This is a genomic window from Acinetobacter lwoffii, assembly GCF_022967985.1.
GTDB lineage: Bacteria > Pseudomonadota > Gammaproteobacteria > Pseudomonadales > Moraxellaceae > Acinetobacter.
In genome coordinates this window covers 57,372-75,559 of record NZ_JALJVC010000006.1, presented here as the reverse complement: position 1 = coordinate 75,559, position 18,188 = coordinate 57,372, and the positions used below count along the sequence as shown (strand labels likewise).

Here is an 18,188-nt window from a genome sequence, read left to right as displayed (position 1 = left end):
TTAAAATATTCCTTTAATAAATGGCTGTTTTAGCTTTAACGTAACTAATCATGATAAAAGTCGTCCCACTATCAATGAATAACCTCAACCCCCACGTAAATCTTAAAATTCTTCCCGCTGTAATTCATTTACCGTTCGCCCCTGCTTTGCAAACCACTGATCACGACGTTCAAACAAGCGTGGCGCCGCCTTATTTACTTGATCAATTAGAGCCTGTAAATCGGCATTGATCAAGCGACCATTTTTAACCACAATTTGTCCCGCCACCATCGTCATCACGACATCTTGGCCTTGAACTGCATGCACTAAATTGGTATGCAAATTAAATAATTTTCCATGATCAATCAACGGTGTCATCCGTGGTGTATCCAATCTAACTGCAATCAGGTCAGCCTGTTTACCAACTTCCAATGAACCAATTTCATCTTGCATACCCAAAGCTTTAGCTCCTGTGACAGTCGCCATTTGGCAGACTGACCAGGCATCCAGAGCAGCCGCATCTAAATTCGAGAACTTTGCTAATAATGACGCCGTTTTCATTTCTTCAAATAGATCCAGGTTATTGTTTTCTTTTTCTCCGTCAGTACCCAAACCCACCGCGACACCTTGACGTAGCATTTCAACCACAGGGGCTGCACCGGAGGCCAATTTCATATTGGAAATCGGATTATGGGCGACACCGACCGCATGCCGCCTTAAAATCTGAATTTCATTTGCATCTGCCCAGACGCAATGTGCCAACAGGGTTTTAGGCAGATCTAGCAAGCCTAGCTTTTGCAGACTTTCAATCGGGCGAATACCTGAACGGCGCAGGTTTTCCTGTACATCAAATTGGCTTTCATTGCTGTGGGTATGAAAACCGGTTTGATAATCCTGACAAAGTTTCTCAATACGGCTTAATGCTGAAGCTTCCGCATAAAACAGGTGCTCTAAACCCACCCAAACCTGAATACGTCCATTCGCCTGCTGATGCCAACGATTGATTAAGGCCTCATTACTTTTTAAGGTTTCAAAATAATTGTGATCCGGATGCTCTGCGACATAAGGCACTAGAACGGCACGAATCCCTAAGGCTTTTGCTGCCTCCGCACTACCCTCCATATAACGCCACATATCGACAATAGTGGTGGTTCCCGACAAAAGTGCCTCAGCATAACACAAATAAGAAGCAATTTTCGCATCTTCGGGTGTCAACACCCGGTGCATGGGGTCAATATACTGCTGTAACCAATCCCAAACCGGTAATCCTTCAGCCGTGCCACACAATAAACCGGAATGACAATGGGTATTGATCAAGCCCGGCATCAGGATCGTTTGTGGGTAATCCTCAATGAGCCCCTCTGGATAGCATTGAGTTAATTGCGCCAATGTACCCACTGCTTTTATTTGGTCGTCCTCAATCAGTATCGCGCCATTTTTAATGCATTCATTCTGCGCATTCATGATAAGGACATAGGAAGCTGTTAAAATTTTCATGATTTATACTCAAATCTATTCTATTTATGATGAATGGCTGCGGTTATGGCACGAAGGTTTTGCCTAAAGAAGATGGTAAATTCATTTTCAACACTTTTTTATTCCGCGAAATCATGACCAGTACCACAATGGTGGCTATATAGGGCAATGCGGCCAGCAGCTCGTTGGGAACCTTGATTCCAAGCGCCTGGGCATGAAATTGTAAAATGGTGACGCCACCAAACAGGTAAGCGCCGAGCATTAAACGTGTTGGTTTCCACACCGCAAACACCACCAGTGCAATCGCAATCCAGCCGCGACCAGCCACCATATTCTCAATCCACATCGGAGTATAGACGGTTGATAAAAATGCTCCACCAACCCCTGCCATCAAACCGCCAAATAGCACTGCGCCATAACGAATCGCCAACACGTGATAACCCATGGCATGCGCACTTTCCGGTGATTCTCCAACTGCTTTAAGCAATAAGCCCAAACGGGTTTTATCCAAGACAAACCACACCAGAAAGAAGATCAAGATCGACAAATACACCACATAGTTTTGCTGGAATAAAATCGGACCCAATACTGGAATATCCGCTAATAGTGGAATATTAAAATTAGCCAGACCCGGTAAAGCCATACTGACGTAGTTCTGACCCAAAAATGCAGAAATGCCGAGTCCAAAAATAGTTAAAGCCAAACCGCACGCGGATTGATTGGTACTTAAAGACAAGGTAAAAAGGGCAAAAATCAGGGCCATCAACATGCCTGCCAGACCACCCATCAATAAGGCACTTAACACACTGGCATTATATTCCGCAGCAAAGGCAAAACCTGCAATTGCACCGACCAGCATCATCCCTTCTACTCCAAGATTAATCACACCAGTCCGCTGTGTGACCAATTCCCCCAGACCTGCGAAAATCAGTGGTGTTGCTGCCGCAACAGTACCTGCAAGAATTGCAGTTATTTCTAAAGCCATATCATGCTTCCTTTTGCTGTAGACAACATTGGGTTAAAGGGTGGTTGCTGTGGGCTGAGGGACAGGCGGCGCCATTTTTTTGCTAAACCGGTAACGGTTTTCAATCAATGCATCGGAAGCCAACAGGAAAAACAACAGCAGCCCCTGGAAAATACCGGTAATCGCGACCGGAAGCTGGAGCTGCATTTGTGCCATTTCGCCGCCCAGATAAATCAGCGCCATAAAACAGCCTGACAGCACAATACCGATGGGGTTTAAGCGCCCTAGATAGGCCACGATAATCGCTGCATAGCCATAACCTGGGGACAGGTTCGGATTCAGCTGTCCAATAGGCCCCGCCACTTCACAGATTCCGGCAATACCTGCCATCATTCCGGAAATCACCAGACTCATCCAGATCGCTTTGGAGGAAGAAAAACCTGCGTATTTGGCAGCTAAAGGTGCCTGACCGCTGACTTCCAGCTTATAGGCCGTCAGACTTTTACGCATAAAAACCCAGAACAGAAGGACTGCAAAAAGAGTGATAAAGATAGAGGCATTAATGCGTGTGCCTTCTACAATGAATGGCAGCGTAGCACTCTCATTAAAAACCACCGATTGTGGAAAATTCATACCGTCCGGATCACGCCAGGGACCATTGACCAGGTATAGCAACACACATACTGCGACATAATTCATCATCAGGGTGGTCAGGGTTTCTTCAGCATTAAAATGGGTTTTCAGTAAGGCAGGAATTGCACCCCAGAGTGCCCCACCAAGTGCGCCCATGACGATCATTAACGGGAGAACCCACCAACCGATTTGATCATGAAATAAAATCGCAATACCACCACCAAAAATTGCCCCGATGGTAAGCTGACCTTCAGCACCGATATTGAATAATTTCGCCCGGAATCCGACCGCCAGTCCCAAGGCAATCAGAATCAGAGGCCCGGCTTTCACTGCCAGTTCACTCCAGCCATAAGAGGATGTCAGCGGTTCAATAAAGAAGATGTACATGGCTTGCGCGGGATTAATCCCCAACATTAAAAACAGAATACTGCCGACAATCAGCATGGCCAGCAGCGCAATGAGCGGTGAAAGCCACTTCATGATTTGAGATGGATGTTCACGCGGTTCCAGTAAATGCATGTCGCTCTCCTCTCAACCTGTATATTTGTTTTTTTGTTATATTAAGCATGAGCTTGCTGCTCCTCTACTATGATCGCAGTGTCATGGCCTGGAATGCCTGACATCAAGATTCCAACATTTTCAGTATTGGTTTCATGAGTAGGTATCGCTGGAGATAGTTCACCATTGGCCAACACGCAGAGACGATCACTGATTTCAAACAGCTCTTCTAATTCTTCTGAAATCACCAAAATGGCAACACCTTGTCGAGAGAGATCAATCAGGGTTTGCCGGATAAACATGGACGCGCCCACATCAACGCCCCAGGTCGGTTGAGCCACAATCAGGAATTTCGGGTTTTGCAGAATTTCCCGGCCCACAATAAATTTTTGTAAATTTCCACCCGACAAGGAACGTGCTTCGGCCTCTGGGCCACTGGCTTTCACCCCGAATTTTTCAATACAGTGCTCGGCAAAAAGCTTACATTGCGCAAACTTGATTAATCCCCATTGCGTCAGATTCTGCCGAAATGCAGTTAGCAAGGCATTTTGAGACAGTGTCATATTCGGGACTGCACCGCGTCCAAGACGTTCTTCAGGGACAAAGCCCAGGCCCAAGTCACGCCGTTGACCAGGACTGAATCGGGAAATATCGATTTGATCCAGAATCATCTGGCCATGTTTCAGGCTATTTTCACCCGACAATAAAGACAGTAATTCTGCTTGCCCATTGCCAGAAATCCCGGCAATTCCTACAATTTCACCGGCAAAAATATTTAAATTGATATTTTTCAGCGACACACCAAATGGGTCGTCGGACTGGTAATTGAGATTCTCAACCTGGAATAATATCTGTTTTTCACCTGTATATTCAGGGCGTACATAGGTCGGTAAATCACGGCCAATCATTAAGCGTGCTAAATCACTGGTACTGTTGTCTTTGGGATTAACATTTCCGGTGACACGGCCATTGCGTAAGATGGTCGCTTCATCACAGAGTTCTTTGATCTCGTGTAATTTATGACTGATATATAAAATTGAAACGCCTTGGGAGGCCAATAACCGTAAAGTTTTAAACAGTTGCCGTACCGCTTGTGGTGTCAATACTGAAGTCGGTTCATCTAAAATGATTAAAGCGGGATTTTGCAAAAGGCAGCGAATAATTTCGACACGTTGCCGCTCACCTACCGATAAAGAATGTACTTCGCGGCGTGGATCAATGGGTAAACCATATTGTTCTGAAACTTCAATAATTTTTTGGCTCAGGACTTTTAAATGAATCTTTTCATCCAGTCCCAGCAAAATATTTTCCACCACGGTCAAGGTTTCAAATAAAGAGAAATGCTGATAGACCATGCCAATCCCGAGTTTTCTTGCCATCGACGGGTTATCAATATGAACTTCTTTACCGTTCCAGAGGATTTGTCCTTGATTGGCCTTGGTTGCCCCATAAATGATTTTCATCAGGGTACTTTTGCCAGCACCATTTTCACCCAAAATGGCATGAATTTGCCCAGGTTGAACGGTTAAATGTATCTGGTCATTCGCTTTCAATGAATTGTAACTTTTACAGATATTGATGAGCTGTAAACGCGGTACACCTGAAGAAGAACGTGCGTTCAACTCTTGCGCATGAGCAGATCTATCGTCTTGAGAGGTCATCATCAGTGCCCTATTCAATGCTGTGACAGTGCGGCATCCATCTGAAGCGTGCAGGCATTCAGATGGATGCGGGAAAGTACATCAAAGTATTTAAAGTTTTTTGAATTGCAAAATGACAAAGCTTTATTTCGGTAATGAACCCTCTACGCCCTTCACGTAGTAATTCATTTTGCTTAGTGCCGCATCATCTAGGCGCTTGCCCTTTGCCAAGACCAATGTGCCATCCTGTTTATGAATCGGGCCGGTAAATGGATGCAATGTGCCTTTTAAAATACCGTCACGTACGCTGAGTGCTTTTGCTTTAGAGGCTGCCGACACGGAAGGACCAAAGCTTTCAATATCGACTGCTTTTTGTTTCACGCCGTACCACATTGCACTTGGTTTCCAGGTTTTATTGCTGACTTGCATCATTACCGGGGTGTAAATTTTTTCCCAATGTAAAACCGATGCGGCAAGATGCGCTTTAGGGCCAAATTTGCTCATGTCAGAGTCCCAGCCAAAAGCAAAGACACCTTTTTGTTCAGCCGCCTGTACCACTGCCGGAGAATCGGTATTTTGCATCAGCACATCTGCACCTTGAGCAATCAATGCCAAGGCTGCATCACGTTCTTTGCCCGGGTTAAACCATGAATTCACCCAAATGACTTTGGTTTTAATTTTTGGATTTACACTTTGTGCACCGAGGGTATAGGCATTGATATTACGGATAACTTCAGGAATCGGAAAAGACGCAACTACACCCAAAACATTATTTTTGGTTTTTTGCCCTGCGACCACACCCAGCATATAAGCGCCTTCATAGGTACGGACATCATACACTCCTAAATTTTTCCCCTGCTTATAACCGGTTGCATGCATAAATACTGTATTGGGAAATTGCTTGGATACTTTCTCCATTGCATTCATATAACCAAACGAAGTCGCAAAAATGACTTTATTGCCTTGTTGTGCCAGGTTGCGGATCACACGTTCGGCATCTGCTGTTTCAGGGACATTTTCGATATAAGAGGTTTTATATTTTCCTGCGAGGGTTTTTTCAGCCTTAATCCGGCCTTGATCATGAGAATAAGTCCAGCCATGGTCGCTGGTTGGACCAATATAAACAAACGCGGCTTTATCTTGGGCCTGAACATTCGCGACAGCGGCCATGCTCATTACACCGCTTGCCATTAACACCCCTACCAATTTTTTCAATCCGGTTTTCAAGCTATTTTTTTCTTTCATTCTATTCTGCTCTTGGTTGTTCTGTGTCATACAACACATGCTTTAAAATGACTTCACTCAAATGCGCTCAGTCTGTCCAATATATAATTAGCAATAAGCATTCCAGTTTTTATAAAAAATAATAAAAATAGGGTTTTTAAAAAGATATTTTTGTTTTTTATTTAATAAGAGCGTACTGTTATTAAATTTATAAATAATAATTTTATAATTGACCCTAAAATTTAATTTGATGGAAGGATTTTTTTATTTTTTCTTATAAGTGGTGAGATAAAATAAAATGCCTTAAATTTGTGCATTCCTTTTTTAATTGGAGCTTCATATTTTTCATGAGCAAAGATAAATCTAGATGATAGAATCAGGTATTGAGACTCATTGAGGGAATGGGATTTTTTTAGATATAAATCATTAATATTTAAATATATTAATAGTTTTTTTATAGTTAGGTTTAGCTTGTAATACGCCGAAAGGATGATGTTCTGTAGATATTTTTATTTTCTCTCCTCATTGAAGGAGGTTGGAAATCTCTAATCGGAGCTTGCCTGGATTGATTTATTTAATTTCCAAATTTTGAAAATATTAATCAATTTTAATTAAGAAATAAGGACATATAAATAATATTTTGATCATTCAAAAATAATATAAATAAAAACCACTATATTGAAATATAGGGTTTCTATTTAAAATTTAATCCATATTTTTAAATTTTAAAATATATTAGACAACATAACGGTTACTTAATCCCCACTCGGCTAAGATTCGACGATAGGTCGTTGAAGAGCGATCTGCTTCAAAATGCGCTTCCATAGAAATATCGAGCGGTAATTCTTCAGGTTTCTGGCTTTCTACCATGTCCTGATCTTCGGCAAAAATTTGTGCATTGAAGTCATATACCGCCTGTAAATCTCCTGTGGTATCGAAGTTGCGTGTCAGTGGTACAAATAAACGGGTTTTATTGTGTGAGACCGGACAACAGGCATTGAGAATTTTTAATTGTCCCTGTTCTGGGAAATGTACGGTAAGCACTGCAGAAAACGGTGGATAGACATCAAATACACGTTTCCACAAAAAGCCTTCCGGTGCCAGATCTTGCATACCATGTGGATAGTTGCTGACACTGCTAACATATTCGGTATGCAGGCCGTAATTTGTACGTTCTGTCGTGTATTTGGGTACAACCTGATTTTCAGGATCTGCGAAAGAACCCTGATGAACCCAGGCAAAATGTGCAACATCAATAAAGCCTTCCAGTTGACGGCCACTTGAGCCGCCAATATCCACAAACGGCGGTAAAATTGCCTGATGATCTGGCATCTCCCAGGTATCTAAAACAGGAAAATTGGCTTTTGCTTCGTCACGGCCAAAAATACTGGTCCAGATCAAGCCATATTTTTCCACCACTGGAAATTTAGTCAGAGAAAAACGCTCAGAAATGTTGGTCAGCTCGGGTTGTGCAGGAATTTTGATACATTTTCCCTGGCCATTGTAGTGTAAGCCATGATAAGGACAGACCAGATTTTCACCCGAAACCCAGCCTTTGGTTAAGGGTACGCCCCGGTGTGGACAGAGATCACGAACCAGGTGAATTGCACCACTGTCTGTTTTATACAGTGCAAGTTTGACATCAAGCAGGGTTACTTGTTGCGGTTGGGTAGAAACGTCCTGAATCCGTGCAACCGGATACCAGTGACGAGCCAGAATTTCCCAGTCCTGATCATCAAACTGGCTATAGCAGGGTTTGTTGAATAAATTGATGACTGGAATGGCGTTCATATCAAACCTATATTCTTACTGTGGATGGTCTCTTTTTACAGGCCTTGAACAGTACAGAACTGTGCAATTTTGGCTTTGCTTATGATTGAAATTACTTAATTTATTGTCATTCTGTCTATTAGAATGATTCGTACTATTCATTCTTAAAATTAGAACACATCAACCATGTACAAATGTACTTGCCGATTAAAGCTACCTTCTTTGGCATAAAACTCGCATAAACACGTTTATCTCAAATATTGATATAAATAAACGGTGGTACTTGCTTGACTAAATTGATGAATACGCCTTTTTCCCGATTTTCAGAATATTTTATCGCGGTGGCGAAAACGGGAAGTTTACGCAAGGCCGCAGATCAATTATTCATTTCCGTGTCTGCAGTACATCGGCAAATTGCTCTGGCTGAAGAAGAACTGGGAATTATGTTATTTGAGCGCTTGCCCAATGGTTTAAAACTGACACTGGCGGGCGAATTACTCTATGCCGATGTTATGAAATGGCAAAAAGAATTCCAGCAAACCCGGATTCGCTTTGATGAAATTCAGGGACTTACGCGTGGGACCATCGAATTTGGTTTAATTTCTGCCTTAAATGATGGTTTTGTCATGCAGTCCGTGCAATATATGTATGAAAATTATCCCTGGATTAATTTTAATATCCGGGTCGCAGACAGTGAAATCGTAGCCAAAAAAGTGATTGAGGCAGATCTGGATTTTGGCCTGATCCTGAATCCGAAATCCCATCAACATATTGAAGTCCTCCATTTTCTGGAACTACCTTTAGGTTTTGTGATGGGTAAATCACACCCTCTTGCTCAAGCAGAAAAGATTTATTTTTCAGATACCTTGAATGACAACCATTTTATTCCGGCCGAACCCCTGATTATTCATGATTATGTACAGGCATTGTATAAACATCATCAATTTATACCTGTACGTAAAACGGAATCGAATGATATCCGTCTGATGAATACTCTCATTAAGGCGAATTCCGGGATTGGAATTTTTAGTTATCTCGATGTTTTACCGTATGTCGAGCGAGATGAAGTGGTCTTTAAACCTATCTCTGAAAAAGGGCTGCATCCGCTGACCATTGCCCTCTGTGTGGCGCCTAAACGCCAGATTTCACGCGTTTCCCAGTTGATGATCAAACATATTATTGAACAAATGGAAGCCTTAAAAAGCAAGGTGCAGCAACTGTAGTATTTTCATACCTAAATAACAAAAACCGCGATAACTAAAATCGCGGCTTTTATTTAATATTAATGATGAAATTAACTGTTTTTAATCCAATGGATTACCCACAATATTGCTAATAATGCCTTTCATAATATGTGGGCCTTGCTCTTTCCGTAGGTCTGCATACCAGTCTTTGGTAATTTGCTCATCTTTCATATGCGTGACATCACAACGCTTACGTGCACGTAGCAGCAATTCATTGGCGCGTTCATTGCGTTTATTCTGATAACGTTTCAGGGCATCTTCCAGACCTAGCGTATTAATTTGTAAGGCACGTGCCAGATAGATCGCATCTTCCATTGCCTGGCAACCTCCCTGCCCGATATCCGGTGTGGTGCTATGTGCCGCATCCCCTAAAATTACCACACGGCCCTTATAAAACTGGTTAAAAGGCTCAATATCATGGATTTCGACACGATTGGTTTTCTGCTCATCAATACTGTCAATCAGGCATTGAACCTGGGAGCACCAGCCAGAGAAATATTGCTTTAATAAGATCTTATATTCCGAACGTTGATTCTCCAGACCTGCGGGCAATGGCACATCAAAGAAGAAATAAAAGCGATGCTCTGCCACAGGCATCAGTGAAGCGCGTTTGCCTTCACCGACAAAAGTGGTCCACTGCTGTGCGGGCGCTAAATCTTCAGAGATCTCAACCAGTCCGTTCCAGTTCACATAGCCAGCATAACGGCGTTCAACCTGTTTGCCCAATACATACTGACGCGTCATGGAATGGGTACCATCTGCGCCAATCAATAATGCTGCAGAAACAGTGCTGGCATCCTGAAAACCGATTTCGACGTGTTGCCCCTTATCCTCAATAGACACCATTCTTTTACCGAGCTGAATATCCTGCCGGCCAAACGCATCCATTAACATATTTTGTAATTCAGCACGCGATACCGGATATGGACGTTGACCGACTTCTTCAATTAACGGCGCCAAACTAAACTGCGTCATGACCTCGCCATTCAAACCATCGATATAGGCTAAGTCATTCATCTGGCCACCTAACTTTGCTACCTGTTCAGTTAAGCCCAGATAGTTCAAACACTTCACCCCGTTTGACCACAAGGAAATTGCAGCACCGACAGGTAAAATCTGTTCTGCCTGCTCATAGATGGTGACCCGATGTCCGAACTTTTTTAGTGCAATTCCTGTGGTTAATCCGCCCATGCCTGCCCCAATAATTGCAATCTCCATCTATTCCTCCTGGCTATTTCATCTTCATTGCCAGCTAAAATGCTAAAAACGTGCCATCCTGAAAAAAATGCACTAAAAAAATAGCAAGAGTTGGCACACGCTGTGCTTTTAAATTCCTTCAATGTCCTGTTTTTATAAAGGCAGAAGACCTAAATTTGTATTTATAAAAGTGCATATTCATGTGACGTATACCAATGATGGAAATTTAAGATGGCGACCTTATTAGCTCCAATTTTTGATCTGCCTGCTCCAGTACAGCAGTTAACTAACCTTGCAGATGCCCGAATTGGCGCAGAAATTCTTGAATGTTCAGATGAGTTTTTTGCTGAAGCAAAACGCATGTTGCAATTTGAGGCACCGGTCTTTATCGAAGACAAGTTTGATGAGCATGGCAAATGGATGGATGGCTGGGAAACCCGTCGCAAGCGCCACACGGGCTATGATTGGGCCATCATTAAACTTGCTGTTGCAGGTCAAATACAGGCACTGGATATTGATACGACTTTTTTTAGCGGTAATTATCCGGCCTCTGCTGCTGTGCAAGCATGTTATGCGCCAGATGGAAATCTTGATCAGGCAGAATGGATCAGCATTATAGAAAATAATGTCTTGGGCCCCAGCCAGCATCATATTGTTCAGATTTCAGCAAAGCAGATATTTACCCATGTCCGTTTGAATATTTATCCTGACGGTGGGATTGCACGTTTTAAGGTCTATGGTCAGGTAAAAATCAATCTGCAAGATAGTGATCAAATGCTAGATGTTTTGGCACTAGAACATGGTGGCCGTGTCGTTGCCTATAGCGATGCGCATTTTGGACATCCACGCAATCTGATTAATCCGGGACGTGGCATTAACATGGGCGATGGCTGGGAAACCAAACGGCGTCGTGCTCCAGGATTTGACTGGTGCATTTTGGCTTTAGGCGCCAGTGCCCGAATCGAGAAAATTGAAATTGATACCGCCCATTTTAAGGGAAATTTCCCTGCAGAGGTTTCTATTCAAGCCATCTATGTTGAGGATGCAACCGATGAGCAACTCATTCCACAAAGCATGTTCTGGCCTTTTTTGTTAGCAGCCCAACCTATGCAAATGGATCATATTCATCATTACATCAATGAAATTTTACAACACGAAAAAATTTCCCATATTCGTGTCAACATGATTCCGGACGGTGGCATCAGCCGGATTCGTCTCTGGGGAAAATTGGCTTGAGTGATCAATGATATGTCTATGCAAAGTATAAAAATACAGCCTTTAAGCACTGAAAGTTTTCTGCCTTTTGGAGAAGTCATTGCCTGTCAGGGTAATCATTATTTTCATATCAATGAGCAGCAGACTGAGCGTTATCATGCCCTGGCTGAAGTAGAAAGTGACACCAAGGTCGGACTGAGTATTTTTAGAAATATGCAAGCTACGGCAATTCCTTTTCAAATCTCAATGCTGGAAAGGCATCCTCTAGGATCACAGGCTTTTATTCCGATGCACGGCCAGCAATTTTTAATCGTTGTAGCGCCTGAACTTGATTATACACAGCCCGATATTAGTCAGATTCAGGTATTTATCAGTGATGGTTCTCAAGGGATAAATTATCGTGCCGGAACCTGGCATCATCCATTATTGACCCTTGAAGCACCCAGCGAGTTTGTTGTAGTGGATCGTATAGGTAGCGGATCAAATTGTGATGTTCATCCTTTTCCTGAAAACATCCAGATCGTATTTTAAACGCATTAAAAAAAGCCCTTTTATCAGGGCTTTTAACTTATTTCTTCATCACTTTGCCTAGAAGTGATATTTCACTAAAGCACTGACATTATTTTCATCGGCATTTGGGATACCGAATTTGTTGTTCCAGATAGAATGTTCAATCCCCAGATATAAATTGGTGTCTGGAGAAATGTGTTTACCGACATTCCATTTCCATTGGGTGGTCCAGTTCATCTCGCTGTCATGAGTATCTTCTTCTGTAGACCAGTCCAAGAAGCCATCCACCAGAAATTCTTCAGTTCCCAGTTTAATTGGCACGCCATAGGTCAGTGTCAACTGGTAATCATCATCAATATTCTCATTATTCACGCGATAAAGGTTAATGCTGGCATAACGGAAATATGGAATATCCAGATCGAAACCTACGCCGTACAGGAAGTTATCAAAACCCTCTCCACCTTCCCAGGTCGTTGAAACCAGTACATCTTTAACCGGACCAAAGGCAAGCTTCTGACCCGACACTTCACCCAAGCTCAAACGTGGTGAAAATTCAAAATAACTGGATTTAAAGTCATCTGCGCCGCGCATACGGTCAATGAAGAAGAAGACATCTGCATATTTTATTTTTGCCGTATATTCAAAGGTCGCAGTCGCCTGTTTCTCATTGACCACCTCATAGTTTTCTCCATAAAGTCCGGTGACACTGAAGTCTTGCCAGATCGGTTTTGCCTGTGCGGATGCCGCACCCAATACAAGTAAAGTTGCAGCAGTAAGTTGAGTGAATTTCATAAATAAGGGTCCCCAGTGGAATGAAAAAATCACATTCTGAATTAAGCAAAAACAAAGCCAACATTTTTAATTTTTGATAAAAAAACAGCCCACTTTCCGGGCTGCTTTCATTCTGGTTTAAATTTTCTAATGGGGAAGTTTTGCCACAATTTCTGTAGTTGCTGTACTTTTATTTTTAAATAAGTTCAGTTGATTGAACAACAGGTTGAGTAAAATGGCCATTAAGCAGGTTGAGCTGATGCCTGAATGAAACAAGGTTTGTACCCATTTTGGAAAATTGGCATAAAAGGAATGATCAATAATTGGAATCATACCGGCAGCAATAGCGGTCGCAACAATGATGAGATTTTTTTGCTCGTTATAATCAATTTTAGCCAAGGTACGAATCCCGCTTGCAGCGACTGTTCCAAAAAGTACCAGACCTGCACCACCTAATACCGGTACAGGAATGGCAGCAATCAAACGTCCCATAATGGGCAGTAAACCCAGCACTACTAAAATCATGCCACCCGCAGCGACCACAAATCGGCTTTTAATTCCGGTAATCGCCACCAAGCCGACATTTTGCGCAAAAGCACTTTGCATAAATGAACCAAAAACCGGTGCCATCGCACTCGATAACATATCGGCACGCAAGCCATTCGAGATACGATCCGCATCCACTTTGGTACCTACAATCTCACCCACTGCAATGATATCTGCTGTGGTTTCGGTCATAATCACGAGAGTAACGATGAGCATGGAAATAATGGCTGTGAGCTCAAAAGTCGGTAGTCCAAAGGCGAAGAAGCTGGGTACCTGAATCCATGTTCCATTCGCAACTTTAGAGAAATCACCAAAACCGAATAAATAAGCCAGTACTGAACCTAAAACAATTGCCAGTAAAATAGACAAGCGACGAATAGCAGCATGTCGGCTCAAATTCAGGCAAATTACTAAAGCCAAGGTCATCAATGCCAGACCAATATTCTCGACACTTCCCCATTCTGGTGCCTTGGGATTGCCGCCCATCATCCAGCGGACTGCCACCGGCAATAAAGACAAACCAATGATAGTAATGACGCAACCGGTCACGACTGGTGGAAAGAAACGGATAATTTTGGAAAAATAAGGTGCGAGGAAAAAACCGATCAATGATGCGACAATGACTGCACCGTAGACGGCTTGCAAACCACCGCCTGTAGTCACAATCGCCACCATCGTTGCGACACCGGCAAAAGAAACCCCTTGCACCAAAGGTAGTTTTGCACCGATATATTTCACCCCAACGGTTTGCAAAATTGTGGCTAAACCACCGACAAATAGCGCCGCCGCAATCAATAATCCAATTTGATAAGCTTCTAGGCCGGCTGCTGTTCCCACGATTAAAGGTGGTGCAATAATTCCACCATACATGGTCAGTACGTGTTGCAAACCATAAGCTGCACTTTTCCCCGCACCTAAATATTCATGTTCAGGTGATATTGTTTTACTTTGTTCTGTCATTTTTCTCACCCTCAAAGTCTAAATATAAAATCAGCTTCCGCGATATGTGGAGTACGCGAATGGGCTGATCAGTAAAGGAATATGAAAATGCTGGAATGCATCTTTCACATAAAAATGAATAACTGCTTTAGGAAAAAAAGTTTCTAAACCCAAACCTTCAAAATAAGCAGATGTAAAAAACTCAAGACTATAGATACCTGTTTTTAAATCGACTATGCCAAAATCACTGACGCGGCCGTCTGTATTGGTTTTTGTCTCAGCAAGCAAGCGACCGTCTTCAGCAAAAAGTCGTACCACCACGTCTGTCGCAGGTTTTCCCAGATGTGTATCTAAAATATGCGTGCTAATCATGCATGAAGCTCCTGAGCCAGTCGTGACAAGGCAATTTCTGCCAGTTGATGATGGACAATACGTTTCTCAATCTCTGGATCATTTAGCAAACGATAGTTCAGGGCTTGAAGGACGTCTTCACTGCTCAATCCAGCAGCTTTGATCAGAAAGATAAACCCATATTTTTTTTCATAGGCAAGATTGCCTTTAAGCAGCGCGAGCTGGGTATCGTCATCTGCTGTAATGCAGGATTGCTCACGATGGGAAAAGTCTTTTTCTATTTCACTTAATTCAGCCTGTGCCTGTTTTTCACCTATACGGGGATGATTATCCAGCGCAGTTTTAATTTCATCCCAACTCCAGGTCGCCGCCTGTTGGTTCGCTGCATTCAAAATATCCTCAAGCGATGCATAAGGACGTTTTGCTGCAAGTTCGGTCGACCAGCTGGGTATTTGCACACAGTGCTTTAAAAAGATCATCGCATCTTCTGCTGATGCTTGATTAAATTCAACAAGTTGCACTATTCAATCGCCTGTTTATATTGCTTGGTTATTTAAAACTGGTTTTGCAATAACAGTGCCAAAGCTGATGTGTTTGTTATTTTTATAAAGTACATGACTCAAAAAAGAGCATCTAAACTGATCTTTTCCAATATGTTTTATGATTATGGCGCATGATGGTTATACCAGTGCTCGGCAATATCCCCACGACGGCAAATCCAGACCTTGTCATGATTTTGAATGTAGTCCAGGAACTTTTGTAGAGCTTTAAAACGTCCCGGCCGTCCTAAAATACGGCAGTGCATGCCAATCGACAGCATTTTTGGCGCAGTTTCGCCTTCGGCATAGAGCACATCAAAAGCATCTTTGAGATATTGATAAAACTGTTCCCCGCTATTAAAACCGCCCGGTGAACTGAATTTCATGTCATTGCTATCCAGGCTATAAGGAATAATCAAATGCGGACGTGTTTCCCCTGCCTGATTGGTCAAGGTGCTCCAAAATGGCAAGTCATCTCCATAGTAATCAGCGTCATATTTGATGTGAGGAAATTCAGCCAGAAGTTGACGGGTGTTTGGACTGTCCCGACCGGTATACCACCCAATAGGCGCTTCACCAAACAGGCTTTCCAGAACACTGATCGCCTGATCCATATACTGACGTTCAAGTTCAAGCGGCATGTCCTGATAATGTAGCCAGCGCTGCCCATGTGAAACCACATCATAATGAGCTGATTTAATCGCCTCGACCACATAAGGATTACGTATTAAGGCCATACCGACTCCAAAGATAGTCATCGGCAAACCACGTTTCTGGAACTCCTGATGAATCCGCCAGAAGCCTGCACGTGAACCATATTCGTACATCGAATCCATCGACATATGTTTGTCTGGAAAGCTGGCAGCACCGATGATTTCAGATAAAAACTGTTCTGAACCGGCATCACCATGTTCAATGTGGTTTTCACCACCTTCTTCATAATTCAGCACAAACTGTACCGCGACACGCGCGCCGTTTGGCCATTGCACTTTTGGTGGTTCGCCATGATAACCAATCAGGTCACGCGAATAAGGTGCATTGCGAATACTGTCGATAAGTTCTTGTCCGCGTAAGTAGCTAGTCGTCACATCAATTCCTTGTCGATTCTGAGTAAATGATCAATTTTCTATACGCGTGATAAGCAATTTATGCGCCAAACTAGAGCATTGAAACTGAGAGCACGCTTTTTAAAAAAATATTTTCAGCGAAATTTAAGCTTAGAAATATCCCATCTCAATATTTGCGTGGTTGAATATAAAAAACCTAGAAAGATGCTTATTTGTTTTCAATCGCCGGTCAGTGTTCTGATTTACGCAATCCTATGTCCTATTAATTGAAATTTCATAGAACACCTTGCTGTTTTATAGTCCAGCTAAAGGTCATGACACAGAACCCATTATGAATACAAATATCGCCGCTTTTAGTCCCGACTTACCAGTCCATATGACATTCGAGGAACATGACTGGCATCTTTTGGCTCAGTACTGGTATCCGATTGCACTTGCGCGTGATATTACAGATCAGCCAACAAGTAGCATGCTGCTTGATATGCCGCTGGTGATTTATAAAATGAACGATGAACTGGTGGTGGCGAAAGATGCATGTCCGCATCGCGGTGTACCTTTAAGCTTGGGAAAAAATGACGGCCAAGGCGTGGTGTGTCGTTATCACGGTTTACGCTTTGGCAATGAAGGTAAATGCAACCGTATTCCTGCACATCCTCAGCATAAAATATCGGAACGTTTCCATTTGAAAACTTATGTTGCGGTAGAAAAGTATGGTCTGATCTGGTGTTCATTAAGCGCTACAAAAGATGCAGAACCTCATATTCCTAACATGCCTTTTTGGGATGATGCTGAGTATCAGCAACTGGTCTGCCCTCAGATAGACATTCAATGTTTTGCAGGAAGACAGCTCGAAGGTTTTATTGATGTGGCTCATTTTGCCTGGGTGCATCCAGACACTTTTGGCGATCCGGAGGATGTAGAAGTTCCTGATTACAGTACGACAGAAACGGAGGTCGGTTTTAATGCAGATTATATCAGCAGTGTGGGACGTTATCCGATCGGAATCGAGCAGCGTGGCCAGGAAGATTTTAAATGGTTACGTCATTTTGAAGTGAGCCTACCCTTTACTGCAACACTTACGATTCATTTTCCAAATCATGCCAAGCAGGTCATCATGAATGCGGCTTCACCCATGACTGCGCGTTCAACACGACTTTTTGCACCTATTTGCCGCAATTATGATAAAGATTTACCGGTTGAAGATGCCTATGCCTTTAATATGAAAATTTTCGAGGAAGATCGTGTGATTGTAGAAAATCAGAAACCTGAATATTTACCTCTGGACTTATCTTTAGAAGCGCATTTTCCGGCAGATCGAAGCTCGAGTATGTACCGAAAATTACTACGTAAACGGGGATTTAGTCCTTTATTTGCTGCTTAAAATTTTATTCAAAAGAAAGATTCATAATAAATAACCAGGGTTAGAGCTCCTCTGATATTTAAAAATTAATTGGGTTATATATTGATTTCTATGAGGATACATCTTGTTATATAGCCTCATAAGCCTTGTATTCTGGTGAAGATAAGGCCTTTTAGAACGATAAAGAACTTTAAGAAGATAAAATTAGTTTTTTATTAAAATAGGTATATAATAAATAAAATCACTTTACTTTACTATTTTAATA

General features: G+C 42.5%; 16 protein-coding genes. 4 read left to right on the top strand and 12 right to left on the bottom strand.

The genetic code is table 11. From position 1 onward, the window contains the following. Positions 1-102: 102 nt before the first annotated feature. From MWG72_RS05395 to MWG72_RS05370, 6 genes are all read right to left on the bottom strand, one after another. Positions 103-1,476: an amidohydrolase family protein gene (locus MWG72_RS05395; RefSeq protein ID WP_247143395.1), complete on the bottom strand. Its 1,374-nt coding sequence runs from the start codon at positions 1,474-1,476 to the stop codon at positions 103-105. Between the two features lie 43 nt (positions 1,477-1,519). Beyond that, a complete protein-coding gene (locus tag MWG72_RS05390; RefSeq protein WP_247143394.1) occupies positions 1,520-2,440 on the bottom strand; it encodes an ABC transporter permease in 921 nt (306 codons plus the stop codon). Between the two features lie 33 nt (positions 2,441-2,473). Next, positions 2,474-3,571 carry an ABC transporter permease gene (locus MWG72_RS05385; RefSeq protein WP_247143393.1) on the bottom strand — a complete coding sequence of 366 codons (1,098 nt, stop codon included), beginning with the start codon at positions 3,569-3,571 and terminating at the stop codon, positions 2,474-2,476. Positions 3,572-3,612: 41 nt separating this feature from the next. After that, complete coding sequence (locus MWG72_RS05380; protein ID WP_247143392.1) at positions 3,613-5,214, bottom strand: ABC transporter ATP-binding protein; 1,602 nt, start codon at positions 5,212-5,214, stop codon at positions 3,613-3,615. A gap of 120 nt (positions 5,215-5,334) precedes the next feature. After that, positions 5,335-6,435, bottom strand: coding sequence for a BMP family ABC transporter substrate-binding protein (locus MWG72_RS05375; RefSeq protein WP_005246410.1), 1,101 nt, complete (start codon positions 6,433-6,435; stop codon positions 5,335-5,337). A 714-nt stretch (positions 6,436-7,149) separates the two neighbouring features. Further along, the gene (locus tag MWG72_RS05370) at positions 7,150-8,205 is read right to left on the bottom strand and encodes an aromatic ring-hydroxylating oxygenase subunit alpha (RefSeq protein WP_247143391.1); all 1,056 of its coding nucleotides are present in this window, start codon (positions 8,203-8,205) and stop codon (positions 7,150-7,152) included. A 278-nt stretch (positions 8,206-8,483) separates the two neighbouring features. Here MWG72_RS05370 and MWG72_RS05365 point away from each other — a divergent pair, with 278 nt between their 5' ends. After that, complete coding sequence (locus MWG72_RS05365; protein ID WP_247143426.1) at positions 8,484-9,407, top strand: LysR family transcriptional regulator; 924 nt, start codon at positions 8,484-8,486, stop codon at positions 9,405-9,407. A gap of 81 nt (positions 9,408-9,488) precedes the next feature. On the opposite strand, the gene hpxO is transcribed toward MWG72_RS05365, so the two are convergent. Next, on the bottom strand, positions 9,489-10,646 hold the full coding sequence (gene hpxO, locus MWG72_RS05360) for an FAD-dependent urate hydroxylase HpxO (protein ID WP_247143390.1): 1,158 nt from the start codon (positions 10,644-10,646) through the stop codon (positions 9,489-9,491). Positions 10,647-10,856: 210 nt separating this feature from the next. Here hpxO and alc point away from each other — a divergent pair, with 210 nt between their 5' ends. Beyond that, positions 10,857-11,861, top strand: a complete 1,005-nt coding sequence (alc, locus tag MWG72_RS05355) for an allantoicase (RefSeq protein ID WP_004280253.1) — start codon at positions 10,857-10,859, stop codon at positions 11,859-11,861. 12 nt (positions 11,862-11,873) lie between these two features. Then, a complete protein-coding gene (locus tag MWG72_RS05350) occupies positions 11,874-12,371 on the top strand; it encodes an ureidoglycolate lyase (protein WP_004646920.1) in 498 nt (165 codons plus the stop codon). Between the two features lie 57 nt (positions 12,372-12,428). Here MWG72_RS05350 and MWG72_RS05345 read toward each other — a convergent pair whose 3' ends face one another. The 5 genes from MWG72_RS05345 to puuE all read right to left on the bottom strand — a co-directional run bounded on the left by MWG72_RS05345 (position 12,429) and on the right by puuE (position 16,584). Further along, positions 12,429-13,142, bottom strand: coding sequence for an outer membrane protein OmpK (locus MWG72_RS05345; RefSeq protein ID WP_086044844.1), 714 nt, complete (start codon positions 13,140-13,142; stop codon positions 12,429-12,431). Positions 13,143-13,268: 126 nt separating this feature from the next. Beyond that, positions 13,269-14,627, bottom strand: coding sequence for a nucleobase:cation symporter-2 family protein (locus tag MWG72_RS05340; protein WP_247143389.1), 1,359 nt, complete (start codon positions 14,625-14,627; stop codon positions 13,269-13,271). Positions 14,628-14,657: 30 nt separating this feature from the next. After that, positions 14,658-14,978: a hydroxyisourate hydrolase gene (uraH, locus tag MWG72_RS05335; protein WP_004280258.1), complete on the bottom strand. Its 321-nt coding sequence runs from the start codon at positions 14,976-14,978 to the stop codon at positions 14,658-14,660. After that, complete coding sequence (gene uraD, locus MWG72_RS05330) at positions 14,975-15,478, bottom strand: 2-oxo-4-hydroxy-4-carboxy-5-ureidoimidazoline decarboxylase (protein ID WP_247143388.1); 504 nt, start codon at positions 15,476-15,478, stop codon at positions 14,975-14,977. Before uraD ends, uraH begins: the two co-directional genes overlap by 4 nt. A 143-nt stretch (positions 15,479-15,621) precedes the next feature. After that, positions 15,622-16,584 (bottom strand): allantoinase PuuE, encoded by a 963-nt coding sequence (gene puuE / locus MWG72_RS05325; protein WP_180087028.1) that lies wholly within the window; start codon positions 16,582-16,584, stop codon positions 15,622-15,624. 310 nt (positions 16,585-16,894) lie between these two features. On the opposite strand from puuE, the gene MWG72_RS05320 reads away from it, so the two are divergent. Next, complete coding sequence (locus tag MWG72_RS05320) at positions 16,895-17,944, top strand: Rieske 2Fe-2S domain-containing protein (protein WP_247143387.1); 1,050 nt, start codon at positions 16,895-16,897, stop codon at positions 17,942-17,944. Positions 17,945-18,188 lie beyond the last annotated feature (244 nt).